This is a genomic window from Streptomyces sp. NPDC088261 (assembly GCF_044740805.1).
In the GTDB taxonomy this organism is placed as follows: domain Bacteria; phylum Actinomycetota; class Actinomycetes; order Streptomycetales; family Streptomycetaceae; genus Streptomyces.
On sequence record NZ_JBIURL010000008.1, the window covers coordinates 72,882 to 92,110 of the forward strand.

The window sequence follows — 19,229 nt, forward strand, 5'->3', positions numbered from 1 at the left end:
CGGGCCCCGCCGACGCCCGTGGTACGGGCCTGTCAGGGCACGCGGTCGTAGGTGTGGTCCGGTGGCTGCGGCGGCCAGGCGAGGCCGTCGCCCTTCTGCCAGATCTGGTTGCACGAACCGGTGTGCGCGCACGTGGTGGCCCGGTCGCGCCAGCCGGCCATGTTCATCAGCCCGGCCTTGTCCCCCGGGGTCCACACGTCGTTCCAGCTGGAGACGTCGTCCGCGACCCGTACGGAGGACATCAGGGTGTTGTAGCCGCGGAAGGGCGTGTTGTAGTGGGCCAGGCCGAGGGTGTGGCCGATCTCGTGCATCACCGGGATCGCCATCGCGTAGCGGGACCACCGGTCGCCGGTCTCGCTGCCCTCGACCAGACGGGTCCAGGCGTCCGAGGCCGTGAGGCGGATCAGACCGCCGTTGTAGATCGCTCCCCGGTCGTCCAGGGCGGTCGACGGACTGGCGATGCCGGTCGCGGGAATGGTGTCGAAGACGAGGGCGATCTCGTCCGAGGGGCGGGAGCCGGGCCACGTGTCGTCGTCGTAGGGCTCGTAGCGCAGCCGTCCGCCCACCCATTTGTTGGTCTCCAGGACCATGGTCGACATGACGTCGTCCAGCCCCTTCACCCAACGCTCCTCCTTCGCCTTGGTCGCGGAGTCGGTCGAGCCCCGGTAGTTGAAGTAGAGCTTCACGGTGTAGCTGTCGCGCAGTTCGTAGTAGGCCGGATTGTCGAGACCGTCGACCCGCACCAGGTTGAAGCCGTACGAGTTGGCGGTGTTTCCCCCCGCCCCCGGATTCACCAGCATGGGGCCGGGCTGGTACGGGGTGCGGCCGATGCTCGGGTCGTAGGGCGGAGCGGCCGAAGCCGGGCCCGCCGCCACCAGGACGAGAGGCAGGGCGACCGCGGCCGTCACCCTCACGCGCAGTCGCCGCCAGGTCGTTGAAAGGGCGCGCATCGTTCTCCGTCCGTGAGGACACACGATGCCGGGGGACCGCGTGCCGGATCAGAAGAGCACTGCTCGTTCGTCCTCAACAGTAGGAGAGGCCCGGCGTTTCGCGCCGGGAAACCGCCGGTTCCGTGGCGACGCGTCGTCTCAGGCGGCCTGGGCGCGCGAACTCTGTCCGAACAACGGGGCGTAGCTGGACGGGAGCTGGCCCAGGAGGCGCGGGAGGAAGGCGGGGCCGGTGAGGGTGGCGAGGTTGGTGAGAACGGTCTCGGTGTCCCAGCAGGCGACGGCGTAGGAGGAGCCGGTCCGGGCGGCGACGGCTTCGACGAAGTCCCGGTCGGTCAGGGGCTCCACGGCGGGCGCGGACGCCTCGGCGACGAGGAGTTCGGAGACCTCGGCCGGGAGGCGGGCGGCGAGCAGGGCGCGGCCCTGTTCCGTCAGCTGCCGCCCGAGGACGGGGACCACGGCTCGCAGGGCTTCCTCGGCGCGCCGGCGGGTGGGGTAGACGCCGTCGTACCGGACCTTCTCCAGCAACTGTCCGTACGCCGTCGTGGCTGCGCGCTGAGTCGACTCGCGGCGGGTCATGGCTTCCGTTCGCCTTTCTGACGTTGACCTCGGTACCGGTGGGCAGGAACCGGTACGGCCCTTGGGGGGGCGGATCAAAGGAGTCGGACACCCGCTTCCGGGCACCCGGGCACTCGTCTGCCCCCGATTGGCTCCGCCACACCCCCTGCCTCGCAGCTCTCTCACGTCTCTCGCGCGCACGGCGGCCGGTCCGCCGCCGCCGCCGACGACATGCCGCACGGGGAATCTCCCCGTGCGGCTGAGGGGGATGGGCAAAAATGGCGCCTTGCCCGGGCGGCCACACCTCCCGCAGCCTTGAGGGGGTGCATGACCCGAGACGACGGCCGGTCGCGGTACCAGCCGCGTGCCCGGCCCATGACGACAGCCGGGAGCAGGCCATGGGACGCGATCTTCCACAAGGCGAATTCACCGACGAGGACGCCGCACGGTTCGCGGCGCGGTTGCGCGCCTCGCTCGGTCTCCTCGACCAGCTCCTCTCCTCTCCCGGCTTCGGCGACGAGGAGAGGACGATCGGCGCCGAGCTGGAGATGTTCCTGGTGACACCGGACGGTGTCCCCGTCCCCCGGAACGAGGAGGTGCGCGCGGCGGCCGCCGACCCCCGCCTCGTCCTGGAGGTCAACCGCTACAACCTGGAGGCCAACCTCACCCCCGTTCCCCTCCGCTCCCGTCCCTTCTCCGCACTCCACGACGAGGCCACGGCCCTCCTGGACGTGGTGCGCGAGGCGGGTGCCGGGTACGGAGCCGAGCCGTACTGCTCCGGGATCCTGCCGACGTTACGTCCCCGCGACCTGACGCGGCGCAACGTGTCCGCCAGGCGCCGGTACGCCCTGCTGGACGAGGCGCTGGGGAGGGAACGGCGCGGACTGCGCGTCAGCGGTGAGCAGCGGTACCGGATGCGCTCCGACACCATCTGCGCGCAGGGCGCCGCCAGTTCCTGGCAGGTCCATCTCACCGTACGGCCCGAGGAGTTCACCCGGGTCCACAACGCCGCCCAGCTCATGACGGCGCCCGTCCTCGCCATCGCCGCCAACTCGCCGCTGCTGATGGGCAGACGGGTGTGGGACGAGACCCGGATCCCCTGGTACGAGCAGGCCTTCGGCCAGCACCGGCGCCGGGTCGTTCCGGCGGACCGGCGTTCCGGTTTCGGCCAGGACTGGCTCGGCGGGGACGTACGGGAACTGATCGAGGAGTCGGTGAGCCGGTACGAGCCGCTGATGCCGTTCAACTCGGAGGGGCCCTGGTCGCGGCCCGACCGGCCCGGCGGTCTGCCGGCGCTGGAGGAGCTGCGGCTGCATCTGGGCACCCTGTGGTGGTGGAACCGCCTGGTGTACGACCCGGCCGGGGCCGGGCACCTGCGGATCGAGCTGCGCGCGCTGCCGTCGGGCCCGACGCCCGCCGACATGGTGGCCAACACCGCGCTGCTGACCGGGCTGGTCCTCGACCGTGCCGCACGCGAACCCCGCGGCGAACTCCCCTTCGCGCTCGCGCGGGAGAACTTCTACACCGCGGCCCGCGACGGCATGGCGGCCCGCCTGTGGTGGCCGTCCGGCTCGGGGGCGCCCCTCCGCGTGACCGCCCGTGACCTGGTGGGGGCGCTGCTGCCGCAGGCCGCCGCGGGGCTGGCGGGAGCCGGGGTCGCGGACAGCGAGGTACAGCGGTGGCTCGGGGTGGTGGAGGCGCGGGTACGGGCGGGGCGCTCGGGGGCCCACTGGCAGCGCCGGGCCCATCGCGTGCTCGGGTCGGACACCGCGACGGCCCGCCACTACCTGAAGCTCAGCGCGACCGGCGCCCCGGTCCACAGCTGGCCGGCGCCGCAGCGCGCCGGGGGCGCGAAGGCGAAGGCGGGGTCGGCGGCGGCGCCCGGCGCTTAACTTCCGGTACGCCTTCCGGTATGCCGCTCCTGGCCGGGCCACGGGCTTTGCCGGACGGTCGACCAGTTGTTCCTCCTGGCCGGGTAGCTTGCACGGCATCCACTGATCTTTGGGTGCGGGCCCGTCTCGGCACGACCGAGCGGGTCCGCGGGGAGGGGTGCGTCATGAGCACGGTCAATCTCGCGGAGACGGCGGCCGGCCTGCCGCGGGCCTGGAGCTCTCGCCTGCTGGGCACGGTCGGGCCGGCCTGCGTGAAGGTACTGCGCATGGACGGTTCACCGGTCGGGGAGGAGAGCCACGAGGCCGCCGAGGCGCTGCTGGTCCTCGACGGCCGGCTGGAACTGGAGGTGGGCGGCACGGACGTGACGGTGCGGGCGGGCGAGCTGTTCGTGGTGGCGGCGGGAACCGCCCACACGGTCCGCCCCGGAAGCCGGGGCACACTGGTGATCGTGGAACTGCCCGAGACGTGAGGGCCCTTCGGACAGCCGGGACCGGGTGGCGCGGCGGCGGGTGCCGGTTCCGGCCGCCGAGGGGTGCCCTCACGACACCGCGGTCGCCGGGAGGTCCGGAAGTGCGGGACGGTGGTCGGCCGCCGGGCGCAGGGTGAGGACCATGGTCATGCCGCCGCCGGGGGTGTCCTCGGCGGCGAGGGTGCCGCCCATGGCCTCGGCGAAGCCGCGGGCGACCGCGAGACCGAGGCCGACCCCGGCGCCGCGCGGGGCGTCGCCATGGCGCTGGAAGGGTTCAAAGATCCGGTCCTTGGCATCGTCGGGGACCCCCGGGCCCCGGTCCACCACCCGCAGTTCCACCCGCCCGGCGATGGTCCCCGCCGTGACCAGCACCCGTACCCCGTCGGGGCTGTACTTGACGGCGTTCTCCACGATGTTGGCGACCGCCCGCTCCAGGAGGCCCGGGTCGACGGCCACCATCGGCAGGTCCTCCGGAACGTCCAGGACCACACTGCCGTCGGGGACCCCGCCCAGCGCCATCGGGACGACCTCGTCGAGGTCGATCTCGCGGATCAGGGGGGTGACGGTTCCGGTCTGGAGCCGGGACATGTCCAGCAGGTTCCCCACCAGGTTGTCGAGGCGGTCGGCGCCGTTCTCGATGCCCTCCAGCAGTTCGGCCCGGTCCTCCTCGGACCACTCGACGTCGTCGGAGCGCAGCGAGGTGACCGACGCCTTGATCCCGGCCAGGGGGGTACGGAGGTCGTGGCTGACCGCCGCCAGCAGCGCCGTACGGATCCGGTTGCCCTCCGCCAGGGCCCGCGCGTGCTCCGCCTCCCCCACCAGCCGCTGCCGGTCCAGGACGACCGCCGCCTGGGCCGCGAAGGCGGCCAGGACCCGCCGGTCCTCGGCCGGCAGCACCCGCCCCGAGAGCGCCAGCGCCATGTGGTCCCCCACCGGCATGTCCACGTCCGCGTCCTCGGGACGGTCCACCCGGCGGGTGGTGCCCACCCGGCCCGCGCAGGTCCACGGGGCGATCTCGCTCTCCCGCTCCAGCAGCGCCACCGACTCCATCGCGAAGGTCTCCCGTACCCGCTCCAGCAGCGCGTCGAGTGTCGTCTCCCCGCGCAGCACACTGCCCGCCAGGAACGACAGAATCTCCGACTCCGCCCGCAACCGCGCCGCCTGGTGCGTACGGCGGGCCGCCAGGTCCACCACCGACGCCACCGACACCGCGACCGCCACGAAGATGACGATGGCGACGATGTTCTTCGGGCTGGCGACGGTCAGCCGGTGCAGCGGTGGCGTGAAGTAGTAGTTGAGCAGCAGCGAGCCGAAGGCGGCCGACGCCAGCGCCGGGACCAGCCCGCCGAGCAGGGCCGCGGCCACGGTCAGGGCGAGGAACAGCAGCATGTCGTTGGCGAGGCCCACCTCAGGCGCCACCTGGTTGAGGAGCAGGGTGAGCAGGGCCGGTCCCCCCACTCCCGCCAGCCATCCCCAGATGATCCTGGAGCGGCCGAGCCGTGCCCCGCGGGCGGCCGGAAGCCCGCGCCCCTTCGCGACCTCGCCGTGCGTGACGATGTGGACGTCGAGGTCGGGGCCCGACTCCCGGGCCACGGTCGTGCCGACGCCGGGGCCGAACACGTACTGCCAGGTCTTGCGGCGGCTGGAGCCCAGCACGATCTGCGTGGCGTTGACCCCGCGCGCGAAGTCGAGCAGCGCGTGCGGCACGTCGTCCCCGACGACGTGGTGGAACGTGCCGCCGAGATCCTCGGCCAGGGTGCGCTGGACGGTCAGTTCCTTCGGGGAGGCGGAGGTCAGCCCGTCGCTGCGCGCGATGTACACCGCCAGCACCTCACCGCCCGCGCCCTTCTCGGCAAGGCGGGCCGCGCGGCGGATGAGCGTACGGCCCTCGGGCCCGCCCGTGATCCCCACGACGATCCGCTCGCGCGCCTGCCAGGTGGACCGGATGTTGTGCTCGCCCCGGTACACCTGGAGGTATTCGTCCACCCGGTCCGCCACCCACAGCAGCGCCAGCTCACGCAGCGCGGTCAGGTTCCCGGGCCGGAAGTAGTTCGACAGGGCCGCGTCGAGTTTGTCCGGCTGGTAGATGTTGCCGTGGGCCATGCGGCGCCGCAACGCCTGCGGGGACATGTCGACCAGCTCGATCTGGTCCGCCCGCCGCACCACCTCGTCCGGTACGGTCTCCCGCTGCCGTACCCCCGTTATCGACTCGACCACGTCACCCAGCGACTCCAGATGCTGGATGTTGGCGGTCGACACCACGTCGATCCCCGCGTCGAGCAGCTGCTCGATGTCCTGCCAGCGCTTGGCGTTGCGGGAGCCCGGGACGTTGGAGTGGGCCATCTCGTCGACCAGCGCGACGGCCGGATCGCGCTCCAGGACGGCGTCGACGTCCATCTCGGTGAAGACCGTGCCCCGGTACTCCAGGTCCCGGCGCCCGATCTCCTCCAGGCCGTGCAGCATCACTTCCGTACGCGGCCTGCCATGGTGCTCGACCAGGGCCACCACACAGTCCGTACCGCGCTCGACCCGGCGGTGGGCCTCGGAGAGCATCGCGTACGTCTTGCCGACCCCGGGCGCCGCACCCAGATAGATCCGCAGCCTGCCGCGTCTGCCGTGTCCCATGGATCCACAGACAACCCGGGTTCCGGAAGGCGCGGCGGGCCGTTGACGGGTCCCTTACGGCCGCCGCGCCGGCTTTGACAGATTCCTTACGCCGGGTGGGGCCGCGGTCGCCCCGGAACCACCGCCTCCGCCCGTCAGCGGTCGGCCACTGGCCTCGCGGTGTCCAGCGCCGCCCCCGCGTGGTCCGCGAGCGTCACGGCGACCAGCCGTACCTGCCGGGACGGTACGCTCCCGGGCGCGGGCAGGATCATGAACCGCCCGCAGTAGTGGCCGTTGGCCGCCGCGCGCAGTTCGATCTCGCCCTCCGGCCAGCCACGCCGCTCCAGGTCCCACGGCTGCCGGTCCACGACCACCTCACCGTCCTGCGTCAGCCGCGCGGGATGGCCCATGAGGTTGCCGTACTCGAAGCGCCAGCCCCGCAGGGCCAGCGTGTCGGCCAGCTGGCGGCCGACCTGGTCGACCACGGCGTCGGGAGCACCGGCGGCCTGCGACAGCTCGGCGGTGTCGTGGAGGCGTCGCAGATACCCCGCGTCGGCCGCCGCGGTGGTACGCAACCTCCGTACGTAAAGGGCCAGTTGGGACACGATCAACCCGGCGCCCAGCCCCAGTGCGACGCGGTTGCGCAAGGGGAAAGTCATGATGCACCTCTTCGGTTCTCGCGGGGCCGGGAACCGGCCTCCCTTCCAGGGTGCTCCTCCGCGGCCCGTACGGCTCGCGCGGCCGGAGGCCTGACAGGACCCTGGCGGTCTCCCGCCCCGCGTTGACGCCCTGTTGACGCCCGGATGCGCCGGTGACACACCGCGCGGTCCCGTGATACTCCTCCCTGTCATGGACGATCTTGTGACAGAGCGGCTGGTACTGCATCCGTTGAGTGTCCTGGAGGCCGAGCGGGTGGCGGCGGGGGAGCCGGACGACGGGGACCGGTGGGCGCCGGGCTATCCCGCGGACGGGGACATGGTCGGGGCCAGGCGTTTCCTGACGACCTGCGCGATCACCGGGGATCCGCAGCCGTTCGGCGCGTACGAGATCCGCCGCCGCGAGGACGGCCGGGCGGTGGGTGGCCTCGGCTTCCACGGAGCCCCCGACGAGGACCGTACGGTCACGATCGGCTACGGCCTGATCCCCTCGGCGCAGGGCCGGGGGTACGCCTCCGAGGCGCTGCGCGAGCTGCTCCGTTTCGCGCGGTCGCGGGGCATCACGCGGGTGGACGGCGACGCGGACCTGGACAACGTCGCGTCGCACCACGTGATGAGCGCGGCCGGGATGCGCCTGGTGTCGGAGGACGAGGAGCTGAAGTACTACCGGATCACGTGGCCGGAGGCGTCCGGGGTCTTCTGACCGGACACGGCCCGGGGCCCGGGACGTCCTGCCCCGGGCCCCGATCCCGCCGTCGGATCATTCGGACGGATGGTCGCCCGGTCCCTCTATGCGGTCGGCGAGCGGGGTGGGCGAGAGATCCGTGCTCTCCTCCCCCGGCTCCAGCAGGGTGTCCGCCGGGCCCACGATCAGCGGGTCCGGCTCCCCGACCACCTTCTCGTCCTTGTTCGCGTAGTCGAAGCGCCGGAGCAGGCTGCGCATCGCCTCCAGCCGGCCGCGCTTCTTGTCGTTGCTCTTCACGACCGTCCAGGGCGCCGCCGCCGTGTCGGTCGCCCGGAACATGTCGATCTTGGCGGCGGTGTACTCGTCCCAGAGGTCCAGCGAGGCGAGGTCGGTCGGCGACAGCTTCCACTGCCGTACCGGATCGATCTGCCGTATCGCGAACCGGGTGCGCTGTTCCGCGCGGGAGACCGAGAACCAGAACTTCACCAGCAGGATGCCGTCCTCGGTGATCATCCGTTCGAACAGCGGGGCCTGCTGGAGGAATTGTTCGTACTCACCAGGCGTGCAGAAGCCCATCACGCGCTCCACGCCCGCCCGGTTGTACCAGGAGCGGTCGAAGAAGACGATCTCCCCGGCGGACGGGAGGTGGGCGACGTACCGCTGGAAGTACCACTGGCCGGCTTCGCGTTCCGTGGGCTTCTCCAGGGCGACCACGCGGGCGCCACGGGGGTTGAGCCGCTCGGTGAACCGCTGGATCGTGCCGCCCTTGCCGGCCGCGTCCCGTCCCTCGCACACCACGACGACGCGCTGGCCGGTGTCCTTGACCCAGCGCTGGAGCTTGAGCAGCTCGATCTGGAGGACCCGCTTGGTCCTGTCGTACTCCGCCCGCCCCACCTTGCGGTCGTACGGGTAGTTCTCACGCCACGTCCGGACGGCCCGCCCCTGCCCGTCGAGCAGCACGGGCTGCTCCGGGCGGCGGTCGTCCACGGTGAGGCCGTCGAGCAGAGGACGGTCGCCGTCCTTCGGGAGATCCATGCCCGACCGCCTACCCGATTCCGCGCCGCTCATCAGCCCGGCTCCTACGAACGACGCGGGGCGGAGGTGCGGCGGCGGACCGGGACGGGGGGTCTGACGAAGAAGCTCTCGCTCTCGCCGTCCATCTCGTCCTCCGGGAGCGGCGCCAGTTCGACGGTGTAGCGGGGCTCGAGAAAGATGTCGTGGTGCTGTGGGCGCGCGTTCAGCGCGCCCTCGGCGGCCGGTTCCTGCGACGGATCCTGGCGCGACGGTGAAGAAGGCATGCACAACCGTTCGGATAGTCGAGCGGACGCGCGGCCTGAATGCCGGTCGACCCGCTGGCAAGCTGTCCCCCTCATCATTCCCCGTCGGGCACGGCCACACGTCGCCTGTGGTCGGCGTGGCCGGTCAATGATCACTCACTGATCGCCCACCGGTCGGTGGGCGTCCCCGTACGGAGCTGGGTGAGGGTGCGCGAGAGCAGCCGTGAGCGGCATGCGTCTGCGAGAGGACCAGTGTCTCACCGATCGCCGACTGGGTCATCTCCCGGTCGCCCGCAATTCGGCGCGTCCTCGGTCCCGGCCCTGATCGGGGCCCCGTACCGGCCCTCGAACCCGGCACCAAAACCTCTCCCGTCCGGCGCCGGCCAAGGCTCGGGACCCGGCGCCGGTTCCTCCGGGCCGCGCCCGGCTCAACTCGCCAGGTAGCCGGGAAAGGTGAGCGCGCCGAGCAGCGCCATGCCCACCAGCAGCCAGGCGACATAGTCCCCGATGTGCCCGGAGTGGAGGCGGCGCAGCGGCGCGGTCCAGTCACGCGCCGCGGCGCCCGGGGGACGGAGGACCGCGTACGTGCCGACGGCCGCGGCGAGGACGGCCGAGAGGAGCCCCAGCAGCACGCCCGTGGTCGTCCATTCCGGCGCGACCGACGCCGTACCGGGCAGCGCCTCGTCCACGGCGAGGCCGACCCGGGTCGCGAGGGCCGGGACGACACCCACGACCAGAGCGCCGAGCAGCAGGACGGCCGGCACCGCCACCATGGTGTCGGGGACACGTCCGAAGGTCCCGCTGGTCTCCGGTTTCTCCCCCTCCCCATCGGTCTCGTACGTCTCGTCGCCGACGGGCCGGGGTCCCCAGCCGCCGAAGACCCCGGCCGCCACGCGCAGCACCGCTCCCCCGGTGAGCGCCGACACGCCGACGAAGAGGACGGTCAGCGGGGTGCCCGCCGCCTCCTCGGTGAGCGCCTTGCCCAGGGCCGTACCGAACGGGGGCAGTCCGGCGAGGGCCAGGCCGCCCGCCGTGAACAGCCCCGCCACCAGCGGGAGCCGGCGCGCCCTGCCGTGGAGTTCGTGCTCGTCGACGCTGCCGTACCGGTCCAGCAGGATGCCGACGCAGCCGAACAGGGCCGCCTTCACCCCGGCGTGGGCGAGGACGTAGAGGGTGACGCCGGTCGTCGAGTCGGGGCCGAGCAGGCCGAGGCCGACCAGGAACAGGCCGGTGTGGGCGACGGTCGAGTAGGCCAGCAGCCGTTTGAGGTGGCGCTGTTGCCAGCACATGACGGCTCCGACCAGGGCGGACGCGGTGCCCAGCGTGACCAGGGCGCGTTCCGCGTCGGAGGACGCCACGCCGCCGGGCCCGGCGAAGACGGTCCAGTACACGCGCCCCACGCCGTACACGCCCAGCTCGACCATCACGCCGGACAGCAGCATGCAGACCGGGGTGGGCGCGACGGCGTGGGCGTCGGGGAGCCAGAAGTGGAAGGGGACGGCGGCGGCTTTGACGAGCAGTCCGGTCAGGACGAGGGCGAAGGCCACGAGGACCAGCGCGTCGGGGCCGCCCCTCGCGTCGAGCCGCGCGCCGATCTGCCGCATGCCCAGCTCGCCGGTGCGCGCGTACAGCAGCACGAGGCCGGTCAGAGTGACGTACGCGCCCAGCGAGTTGACGATGCCGAAGGTGAGCGCGCCCTGGACGGCCTTGGCCTCCTCGACGCGGTAGCCGGTCAGGGCGTAGGCGACGACGCTCATCAGCTCGAAGAAGACGAAGGCGTTGAACAGGTCGCCGGTGAGCACGAATCCGCACATGCCGGCCTGGAAGAGCAGTACCAGCGCCGGGAACGTCCCGGTCTGCTGCTGCGGCGGCTCTTCGAAGTACCGCCAGGAGTAGGCCAGTACGGCGACGACCAGCAGGGAGATCAGGGTGGCGAGCCCGAGGGCGATCCTGTCCCCGACGAGCACGATGCCCACGCTGTGCCCGTGCCGCGGGGTCCATCCGCCGGCCCATTCGACCAGGGGGCGCGAGGAGGAGGACGCCGCGAGGAGGTAGACGGCGAGGCCGGCGGTGCCCGCGGCGACGGCGCACCCCACGGTCTCGGCGACGATCCGGCGGAGCCGCCGGCCGGTCGCGACGAGGAGGGCGGCTCCCAGCAGCGGCGACGCCACGATCAGCGGCAGGAGCTGGTTCACCCGCGCAGCTCGGACAGTTCGTCGGGATCCACCGTGCCGTGCCGCTTGGAGACCTGGATGACCAGGGCGAGCAGCAGCGCGGTGAGGGTGGCGCCGACCACGACGTCCGTGAGGGCGAGGGCCTGGACGACGGGGTCGACGACCGGGCGGGAGCCCGGTGCCAGGTCGGAGAAGACGGGGGCGGTGCCGTCGTCGCGGTAGCCGACGGCGAGCAGCAGGACGTACGTGGACGACTGGCACACCGCCAGACAGCCGACCGCGTGGAGGAGATTGCGGCTGGTGGCGAGCCCGTAGCAGCCCACGAGGAAGATCCACGCGGCCACCAGGTACGGCAGTACGGACATCGGTCCCCCTCACCCGGCCTTCTCGATCTCGACGGCCTGGTCCAGGAAGCGGGCGAGCAGCACGACCACCGCGCAGGCGACCTCCACGCCGATGGCCGCGTTCAGGAGCGGGACGGTCCCTCCGGAGGACAGGGTGTTGAAGGTGCCGAGCGGTACGAAGTTGGCGAGGAACGCGGTTCCCCAGACGAGCCCGGCGAGGCCCAGCAGGGCGTACGCGCTCTCGCCGATCGCGTCGCCGAGGGCGAACAGCCAGATGGGCCTGACCCGTTCCAGGGCGCGGTAGTCGACGGCGATGTAGAGCAGGTGCAGCGCGGTCGCGACGACCACCCCGCCCTGGAAGCCGCCGCCGGGGCTGAGCTGGCCGTGGGCGACGATGTACAGGCCGACCAGGAGCGTGACGGGCAGCGCGTAGAGCGCGTACCGGCGTACGAAGGCGGCGACCTGGGCGGGGGCGGGCTCGACCTGGCGTTCGTCGCGGGTCTGGCGCAGCAGCACGACGGTGCCGAGGACGGCGGCGAAGAGGATGCTCTCCTCCCCCAGCGTGTCGAAGCCGCGCTGGTCGAAGTTGACGGAGGAAATGACGTTCGCGGTGCGGTGGGCCAGGGAGGCGGCCACCGCGCGGTCGCCGTAGGGGTGGGAGTCGCCGCCGAATCCGGGGAGTTCGAGGTAGGCGGTGACGAGCAGGACGGCGACCCCGGCGGCGCCGAGCGCCAGCACCCACATCCGCAGCCGGCGGCTCACGCCGTCCCCCTCGGGTCGCGTGCGCCGGCCGGCGCCGGCGACCCGGAGGGGGACGGCTCCGCGGGGCGCGGGAGGCCGCGCCGCCGGATCTTCCGTACGGAGAGAAGCAGCAGGAGCGGGGTCAGCGCCGAGCCGACGGCGAGCTGGGACAGCGCCACGTCCGGGGCCTGGAGGACGGTGAACAGCAGGGCGAGGGTGAGGCCGAGCAGCGACAGGACGAGCGCCTGGCGGGCGGGGTCGCGGACCACGACGGCCGCGGTGGCGGCCCCGGCGACGAGCAGGAGGGTGACGACGATCAGTACGTCATCCATGGCCGGCGGCCCCTTCGGTGGCCGGGGGCACGGGCGGCGGGCTGTGCCGCAGGGCCCGGGAGGAGATCAGGTTGCCCGCCACCAGCAGCGTCCCGATCACGAGGAGTTTCACCGTGGCCCTGCCGGGGTCGGTGACCACGCACAGCGGTACGACGACCGCGGCCGACGCGACGACGGCGAGGACGTCGGAGGCGCGGCCGCGCGGCGGGTCGGCGACCAGCTCCTCCGCGAAGAGCCGGGCGTAGATCAGCGTGCCGGCGGGGCCGAGGACGGCGAGGACCAGCGCGGAGTCCAGGTAGGCGGAGCGCCCGTACCCCTGCGCCAGCAGGAGCAGGACGAGGCAGCCGGTGAGGGTGGCGAGGTTCTGGGCGAGGACCCGGCGCCTGACGGGTCCGGTGGCGACGCCGAGGATCGCCGGGGCCGTACCGCCCAGGAGCAGGACGATCGCGGCGAGGAGCCAGCCGTTCACCGGTCGGTCACCGCCCGGCGGGCGCCGAGGGCCGCGGCGGCGCCGAGCAGCGCGGCGGAGCCGCCGACCGCCCACTCCAGGGGCTCGACGGGACCGATGAGCATCAGCCAGAGCACGAGCAGGCCTCCCCACCAGAGGGCCAACTCCGCGACGAGCACGATCCCGCGCGCCATGGAGCTCACCTCCGCACCCTGCTGCTCCGGCATCCGGCCATGAAAGCACCGGAGGGGGTCAGGGCCGGGAAGGCGCCGGGGTGTGTCCGGAATTCGTTCCTCCGGGTGAAGAATGCGCGGCCTCCGGCCGAATCGCCCGTCTGACGTCACCGACATGGGGTACGCGGATGACCATGAACCCACCGAACACGCACCACGCGAGCCCCGTCCACGCCGGTGATTTTGTCGACCTGGCGGCCAGCGGGGTCGGGACGAAGGTCATCGCGTTTGTGGTGGGCCTGATCGTCGTGATCATCCTTCTCGGCGGATTCTGGTACGGGGCCCGGCTGCGCTCCCGGATGGGGCCGCCGCCGAAGCCCTCCGAGCAGCCGGTGAAGCCGGACCACCAGGCCCACATCGAGGAGAACACGGACTCCTCCGACCGGTTCCCCGGCCATGGCGAGCGGCTCTACCCGCATCAGCTGGGCGGACACGGCGAGGAGGCCTACCAGCCGCCGGCCGAGGACGAGCCGGAGCCCGGCGACGGCGGCCGGCGCGGGGGCGAGGAGCCGCCGCGCCGCTGAGCACGTCCCCCAGGAAGCCGCTGAGCGGGTCCCCCTCGAACGGGTGGCGCCGGCGGGTCTCGACTCCCCGGCCGGAAAGGGACACTGCGTGCCTGATGTCCGAAACACCGTGAGAGCGCCGGTCGCCGAGCTGGTGAAGCGGCGGCGCGAGCCGGCCGTCGCCCAGACCCTGCGCTCGACCGTCGCCGCCACGATCGCCTACGTCGTCGCCCTGCGCCTGAGCAACGAGGCCGCGCCGCTCACCGCGCCGCTGACCGCCCTGCTCGTCGTCCAGGTCACCCTGTACTCCACCCTCACCACCGGCGTCCGCAGGGTGAACTCCGTGGTGGCCGGTGTCCTGGTCGCCATCGGTTTCAGCGCGCTGGTCGGGCTGACGTGGTGGAGCCTCGGCCTGATCATCCTGGCCTCGCTGGTGGTCGGACGTATCGTCCGGGCGGGCGAGTTCGTGCCGGAGGTCGCGATCAGCGCCATGCTGGTGCTCGGGGTGACCCAGGTGGCGAACACCGCCTGGGACCGGGTGCTGGACACGCTGATCGGGGCGGTGGTGGGGCTGCTGTTCAACGTCCTGTTCGTACCGCCGGTGTGGGTCGCCAGCGCGGGAGAGTCCCTGGAGGGCCTGGCCCGCCGGCTGCGCCAACTACTCCTGGGCATCGGGGAAGGGCTGACGGAGCCGACGCCGGTCGCGCGGGCCGCGGGCCGGCTCCACGAGGCGCGCCGCCTCGACCACGACATCAGCGAGGTGGACGCGGCGCTGCGCCAGGCGGAGGACAGTCTCCGGCTCAACCCCCGTGTCAAGGAGGGGCTGCTCAACCGGGTGGTGCTCCGTACCGGACTCGACACGCTGGAGATCTGCACGGTCGTCCTGCGGGTGCTGGCCAGGACCATGACCGACCTGGCCAAGAACCGTACGGAGGAACCGCTGTTCACCTCCGAGGTGGGGTTCGCGCTCCAGGAGCTGCTCGGCCATGTCGCGGACGCCGTCGTGAGCTTCGCCGTCCTGGTGACCACACAGGTGAGCGAGAGCGCGGAGATGGCGGAGAACCGGCTGGCGGAGGATCTCGCGGCGGCGGCCACGAGCCGGGAGCACCTTGCGCAGCTGTTGCTGACGGGCGTTCAGCGGCATCCCCGGCAGTGGCAGCTCCATGGCGCCCTCCTGACGGAGATCGATCGGATCCTGGACGAACTGGACATGCGGAACCGGTCCCAGCGGTTGATGGAGGAGCTGGACCGCGCGTCGCGGGAGCAGCGGGAGCGGCATCCGCGACTCGCCGCGGCGCGTCAGTGGCTCCGGGACAACACGCCGCGGCGGTGGCGTACAAATCGGTCCTAATCCGAGCAACGGGAAACCGGCGCGCCTTTGTTGACGAAATCTTTACTCAAACTCCCAAGAATCACCGTTGTCTGAGGGAAGGGAAGCACCTCAGCCGGACGGTGGATTCCTTGGGGTCATGGGCTCCATCAGGGGTAACGACACGAATATGCCAGCCGGGCGCGACGGCGGGGCCTTTCTCCCCACCGCCCGGCGTGACGCGGCCGCCGACGGGCCTTATGGGGCCCATACACCCTTCTCCCTCCCGCACGAGGCGCGCGGAGGCCGAGAGTTGGGTGGGGCGGTTGAGAACCTCCGGGTTGATGGCGGTACTGTGCGCGCGCGCCGTCAATATGGACGGCGCGGTTTATCGCGGAGGATTCTGTGACTGTATTCAACAGATCGTTGAGGCGCCCCGGCGCACTCATAGCGGTCGCGGCAGCGAGTGTGCTGGGAGTCGGTCTCTCGGCCGGCACGGCCGCCGCGCACACGCCGAACTGGACCGTTTCCTGCTCGTCGGTGACCGTGGACCTGAAGGCCTACGGCCACGGCGACAACCCCGTCAACGAGGTGTCCCTCACCGCGGACGGCGCGTCGCTCATCAGCGAGAAGTTCGGCGACAAGTTCAGCAAGACGCTGGAGATCGCCAAGCACTCCAAGCCTGTCGAGCTCCACCTCGTGGTGAAGGCCGCGGACGGCGACCAGTACAACGTCGACCAGACCAAGACCTCCGAGGTCTGCCCCGGCGACGAGGAGCCCACCCCGACGCCGACGCCCACGCAGACGCCGCCGCCGGTCACGGAGACTCCTTCGGAGACCCCGTCGACCACGGCGCCCGGCACGACGACCCCGATCCCGACCGAGGAGCCCACCAGCTCGTCGCCGGCGTCCGTTCCGTCGTCGCAGCCGAGCCCGGCCGGTGACAACCTCGCCGAGACCGGTTCCTCCAGCTCCACGCCCATCATCGCGGGCGCGGCCGCTGTTGTCCTGGTCGCCGGTGCCGGCATCATGTGGGCCGCGCGCAAGCGTCGTACCGCGCAGGGCTGATCCACCGCTCCACCATGCGGCACGACCGGATCAGCCCTGACCCGGCCCGCTCTGCCCCTGTCGCCATGCCGGACGCCGTTCAGAACTTCCACCGCCACCATCCGGCGGCCTGGACGGCGACCATCCCGGCCATGAGGCATGGAGCCCACGGCAGCGCCCCCTCCGGGCGCGTCGGCCGGGCTCCGTACGGCAGGGGCCGCGCGTGTCGTCCCGCCGTCGGGCGGTGACGACGGGTCCGGTCAGGACCGCAGTGTGAGACCCCGCAGCGTCCTCCGCTCGCGGGGTCTCATCATGTCCGGATCCGTCCGGGCAGGGTCAGGAGTCGCGCTCCGACCCGTGCCGGTGGCTCGCCCAGAGCGGCAGCACGAACCAGCACAGCAGGTACCAGGCGACGATCCCCGACACGATCCACGGGACGAAGTGGTTGTGGGTCGCCACCCGGAGGATCAGCAGCAGCGCGGACACCAGCGTGGCGAGCAGCAGGCACAGGCCGGTGACGGTCAGTCTGGACGCCCACGTCACCGCGCGGGGCTTCATGCGGCGGCCGGATACGACCCGGTGGAAGGCGACCGGTCCTATCAGCGCACCGGTCGCGGCCGCGCCGAGGACGACGGTGATCAGGTAGATGTTCTTGTCCGCTCCGGCGAGCGTGGCGAAGCGCGGGGTGAAGACCACCGTCAGCAGGAACCCGAACATGATCTGTACGCCGGTCTGCGCGACCCGTACCTCCTGGATCAGTTCGGACCACTGACGGTCCGCCCGCTCGTTGGCGGTCTCCTCGCGCCCGTCCTCGTACACGTCCACATCCGCTTCCGTCACCGCTTTTTCCTCCGCTGTCGACGTCATGTCCTTCTCCCCTTGTCCCGCGTGTCGTGTGGTGCGTGTTCGGCTACCCCCAGCCCGCGCGGACAGACCCCCGCGAGATGCACGTCATGGGCTCCGCACGGAGAATGGGCGGCAGGCGAACCGACCCAGTGGGGGCGCGCATGGATCCGGTGGAGGCTCTCGACAGGATCGCCTTTCTCCTGGAGCGGTCACGGGCGGAGACGTACCGCGTGAAGGCGTTCCGTACGGCGTCCGCCGCCGTGGCGGGCCTGGCACCCGGCGAGGCCGCCCGGAGCGCCGCCGCCGGCACGCTGTCCCGGGTGCCGGGCATCGGGCCGAAGACGGCCCAGGTCGTCGAGGCGGCGGTGGCCGGGGCCGTACCGGAGTATCTGCGCGGGCTGGAGGAGACGGCGGGAGGGCCTCTCGCCGAGCGCGGCCAGGAGTTGCGGGCCGCGCTGCGCGGCGACTGCCATCTCCACTCGGACTGGTCGGACGGCGGGAGCCCCATCGAGCTGATGGGCCGTACGGCCGCCGCGCTCGGGCACGAGTGGGCCGTCCTCACCGACCACTCGCCCCGGCTGACGGTCGCCCGGGGCCTGTCCCCGGAACGGCTGCGGGAGCAGCTGGACGTCATCGACGAACTGAACGCGGGCTGGGCGCCGTTCCGGCTGCTCACCGGCATCGAGTGCGACATCCTGCCGGACGGCTCCCTGGACCAGGAACCGGAGCTGCTCGAACGGCTGGACCTGGTCGTGGCGTCCGTCCATTCGAAGCTGCGGATGGAATCGGCGCCGATGACCCGGCGCATGGTCGCCGCCGTCCGCAATCCGCTGACGGACGTTCTCGGGCACTGCACCGGGCGGCTGTTGACGGGCCGTGAGCGCCGCAGGAGCAGGGACGGCGGTACGGGCGGGAGCCGGCCGGAGTCGGAGTTCGACGCGGCGGCCGTGTTCGCCGCCTGCGCCGAGTCGGGCACGGCGGTGGAGATCAACAGCAGGCCGGAGCGGCTGGATCCGCCCCGCCGGCTGCTGCGCGAGGCGGTCGCGGCCGGCGTCTTCTTCGCCGTCGACACCGACGCGCACGCGCCCGGACAGCTCGACTGGCAACTCCTGGGCTGTGCGCGGGCGGAGGAGTGCGGCGTGCCGGCCGACCGGGTGATCAACACCTGGACGGCCGAACAGCTGCGGGAGTGGACCCGCACGCGTGAGGCGCCGTCACCCGGCGGCTGAGACGGGGTCGTACGGCACGGCGCCGAGACCGGGGTCGTACGGACGGCTGGGGACCGGGCTCGTACCGCGCGGCCGGGACCGGGGTCGTACGGCACAGCTGGAGGTCGTACCGCGCGGCCGGGACCGCGCTCGTACGGTACCGGCCGTCGGACGGCCCCGAACGGCCCCGGCCGTCAGCGGGCTTCGAGGTCCGCGAAGAGTCCGGTGTCGAGGTTGGCCAGCACGTCGAGCGGGTTGACGAAGACCGCCTCGGCCCCGCCCGCCTGGAGCGCGGCCCGCGGAACTCCGCCGGTCAGTACGGCGAGCGGGCGCACGCCGGCCTTCGTCGCCGTCTCCATGTCCCAGACGGTGTCCCCCACGAACAGCGCCCGGTCGGCGGGCACCCCGGCGAGGTCCAGCGCCCTGAGCACCGGATCGGGCGCGGGTTTCCCGGCCGCCGCGTCGTCCGCGCTCGCCACCCCCGCGATGACGTCGTCGGCGCCGATCGCGCGCCGCAGGGCCGCCAGCTCCGCGCCGCCCGCGGAGGTGGCGAGCACGATGGCCCACCCCCGGTCGGCCAGCGACCCGAGCAGGTCCCGCGCCCCGTCGAGCACGGGCAGCCGGTCGTGGTACGTGGCGTACAGCGCCGTGTGCGCGGCCTTGATCCGCGCGTCCTGGTCCACGTCCCGCTCGTCACCGAGCAGATGGGCGATCAGATCGCCGGAACCGAGGCCGATCGCGCGGTGGATCGCGGCCATCCGCACCGTGTGCCCGGCCTCGCGGAACGCCTCCCACCAGGTGGTCACATGGAGGTAATTGGTGTCGACGAGGGTTCCGTCGACATCGAACAGTGCCGCGCGCGTCGCCATAGGTGTCCCGCTCCTGTCCACGTCGGCCCTTGCGGTTTCGAGCCATGTCCTGATCATGCCTTCGATACGGGGCTCACGCGGGCGGC

Annotated in this window: 21 protein-coding genes; 7 read left to right on the forward strand and 14 right to left on the reverse strand. The window is 72.3% G+C overall.

All coding sequences use genetic code 11. The annotated features are described in order from the left end of the window. Nucleotides 1-32 precede the first annotated feature (32 nt). A complete protein-coding gene (locus ACIODU_RS17445) occupies nt 33-950 on the reverse strand; it encodes a hypothetical protein (RefSeq protein WP_401768370.1) in 918 nt (305 codons plus the stop codon). 138 nt (nt 951-1,088) lie between these two features. Further along, nucleotides 1,089-1,526, reverse strand: a complete 438-nt coding sequence (locus ACIODU_RS17450; RefSeq protein ID WP_356427088.1) for a DUF2267 domain-containing protein — start codon at nt 1,524-1,526, stop codon at nt 1,089-1,091. Between the two features lie 377 nt (nt 1,527-1,903). Here ACIODU_RS17450 and ACIODU_RS17455 point away from each other — a divergent pair, with 377 nt between their 5' ends. Continuing rightward, complete coding sequence (locus tag ACIODU_RS17455) at nt 1,904-3,397, forward strand: glutamate-cysteine ligase family protein (RefSeq protein WP_401768372.1); 1,494 nt, start codon at nt 1,904-1,906, stop codon at nt 3,395-3,397. A 164-nt stretch (nt 3,398-3,561) separates the two neighbouring features. Next, entirely contained in the window at nt 3,562-3,867 is a 306-nt protein-coding gene (locus tag ACIODU_RS17460; RefSeq protein WP_356427095.1) for a cupin domain-containing protein, read from the forward strand. Nucleotides 3,868-3,936: 69 nt separating this feature from the next. On the opposite strand, the gene ACIODU_RS17465 is transcribed toward ACIODU_RS17460, so the two are convergent. Together ACIODU_RS17465 and ACIODU_RS17470 are read right to left on the reverse strand one after the other, a co-directional pair. After that, nucleotides 3,937-6,492 carry an ATP-binding protein gene (locus tag ACIODU_RS17465; RefSeq protein ID WP_401768375.1) on the reverse strand — a complete coding sequence of 852 codons (2,556 nt, stop codon included), beginning with the start codon at nt 6,490-6,492 and terminating at the stop codon, nt 3,937-3,939. Between the two features lie 134 nt (nt 6,493-6,626). After that, nucleotides 6,627-7,130 (reverse strand): hypothetical protein, encoded by a 504-nt coding sequence (locus tag ACIODU_RS17470; protein WP_401768377.1) that lies wholly within the window; start codon nt 7,128-7,130, stop codon nt 6,627-6,629. A gap of 190 nt (nt 7,131-7,320) precedes the next feature. On the opposite strand from ACIODU_RS17470, the gene ACIODU_RS17475 reads away from it, so the two are divergent. Then, complete coding sequence (locus ACIODU_RS17475; RefSeq protein WP_401768379.1) at nt 7,321-7,830, forward strand: GNAT family N-acetyltransferase; 510 nt, start codon at nt 7,321-7,323, stop codon at nt 7,828-7,830. 57 nt (nt 7,831-7,887) lie between these two features. Here ACIODU_RS17475 and ppk2 read toward each other — a convergent pair whose 3' ends face one another. From ppk2 to ACIODU_RS17515, 8 genes are all read right to left on the reverse strand, one after another. Beyond that, nucleotides 7,888-8,847 (reverse strand): polyphosphate kinase 2, encoded by a 960-nt coding sequence (ppk2, locus tag ACIODU_RS17480; RefSeq protein WP_356427106.1) that lies wholly within the window; start codon nt 8,845-8,847, stop codon nt 7,888-7,890. A gap of 44 nt (nt 8,848-8,891) precedes the next feature. After that, on the reverse strand, nt 8,892-9,110 hold the full coding sequence (locus ACIODU_RS17485; protein ID WP_356427109.1) for a hypothetical protein: 219 nt from the start codon (nt 9,108-9,110) through the stop codon (nt 8,892-8,894). A gap of 407 nt (nt 9,111-9,517) precedes the next feature. Then, the gene (locus tag ACIODU_RS17490; protein ID WP_401768381.1) at nt 9,518-11,284 is read right to left on the reverse strand and encodes a complex I subunit 5 family protein; all 1,767 of its coding nucleotides are present in this window, start codon (nt 11,282-11,284) and stop codon (nt 9,518-9,520) included. After that, on the reverse strand, nt 11,281-11,628 hold the full coding sequence (locus tag ACIODU_RS17495) for a sodium:proton antiporter (RefSeq protein ID WP_161307122.1): 348 nt from the start codon (nt 11,626-11,628) through the stop codon (nt 11,281-11,283). Before ACIODU_RS17495 ends, ACIODU_RS17490 begins: the two co-directional genes overlap by 4 nt. Nucleotides 11,629-11,637: 9 nt before the next feature. Next, nucleotides 11,638-12,369 carry an MnhB domain-containing protein gene (locus ACIODU_RS17500; RefSeq protein ID WP_356427115.1) on the reverse strand — a complete coding sequence of 244 codons (732 nt, stop codon included), beginning with the start codon at nt 12,367-12,369 and terminating at the stop codon, nt 11,638-11,640. Next, entirely contained in the window at nt 12,366-12,680 is a 315-nt protein-coding gene (locus ACIODU_RS17505) for a Na(+)/H(+) antiporter subunit B (RefSeq protein WP_401768384.1), read from the reverse strand. The genes ACIODU_RS17500 and ACIODU_RS17505 overlap by 4 nt, the downstream gene beginning before the upstream one ends. After that, nucleotides 12,673-13,149, reverse strand: coding sequence for a monovalent cation/H+ antiporter complex subunit F (locus tag ACIODU_RS17510; protein WP_401768386.1), 477 nt, complete (start codon nt 13,147-13,149; stop codon nt 12,673-12,675). The genes ACIODU_RS17505 and ACIODU_RS17510 overlap by 8 nt, the downstream gene beginning before the upstream one ends. Continuing rightward, nucleotides 13,146-13,355, reverse strand: coding sequence for a hypothetical protein (locus ACIODU_RS17515; protein ID WP_356427237.1), 210 nt, complete (start codon nt 13,353-13,355; stop codon nt 13,146-13,148). The genes ACIODU_RS17510 and ACIODU_RS17515 overlap by 4 nt, the downstream gene beginning before the upstream one ends. Before the next feature lie 140 nt (nt 13,356-13,495). Between ACIODU_RS17515 and ACIODU_RS17520 the strand changes: the two genes are divergently transcribed. The 3 genes from ACIODU_RS17520 (at nt 13,496) to ACIODU_RS17530 (ending at nt 16,241) form a co-directional block, all read left to right on the forward strand. Then, entirely contained in the window at nt 13,496-13,885 is a 390-nt protein-coding gene (locus ACIODU_RS17520) for a DUF6479 family protein (RefSeq protein ID WP_356427124.1), read from the forward strand. A gap of 88 nt (nt 13,886-13,973) precedes the next feature. Continuing rightward, nucleotides 13,974-15,215: an aromatic acid exporter family protein gene (locus ACIODU_RS17525; protein ID WP_356427127.1), complete on the forward strand. Its 1,242-nt coding sequence runs from the start codon at nt 13,974-13,976 to the stop codon at nt 15,213-15,215. 363 nt (nt 15,216-15,578) lie between these two features. Beyond that, nucleotides 15,579-16,241 carry an LAETG motif-containing sortase-dependent surface protein gene (locus ACIODU_RS17530; protein ID WP_401768389.1) on the forward strand — a complete coding sequence of 221 codons (663 nt, stop codon included), beginning with the start codon at nt 15,579-15,581 and terminating at the stop codon, nt 16,239-16,241. 315 nt (nt 16,242-16,556) lie between these two features. On the opposite strand, the gene ACIODU_RS17535 is transcribed toward ACIODU_RS17530, so the two are convergent. Then, complete coding sequence (locus ACIODU_RS17535) at nt 16,557-17,087, reverse strand: DUF6328 family protein (RefSeq protein ID WP_356427132.1); 531 nt, start codon at nt 17,085-17,087, stop codon at nt 16,557-16,559. A 140-nt stretch (nt 17,088-17,227) separates the two neighbouring features. On the opposite strand from ACIODU_RS17535, the gene ACIODU_RS17540 reads away from it, so the two are divergent. Further along, nucleotides 17,228-18,295 carry a PHP domain-containing protein gene (locus tag ACIODU_RS17540; protein ID WP_401768391.1) on the forward strand — a complete coding sequence of 356 codons (1,068 nt, stop codon included), beginning with the start codon at nt 17,228-17,230 and terminating at the stop codon, nt 18,293-18,295. A 173-nt stretch (nt 18,296-18,468) separates the two neighbouring features. Here ACIODU_RS17540 and ACIODU_RS17545 read toward each other — a convergent pair whose 3' ends face one another. Next, a complete protein-coding gene (locus ACIODU_RS17545) occupies nt 18,469-19,143 on the reverse strand; it encodes an HAD family hydrolase (protein ID WP_356427137.1) in 675 nt (224 codons plus the stop codon). Nucleotides 19,144-19,229 lie beyond the last annotated feature (86 nt).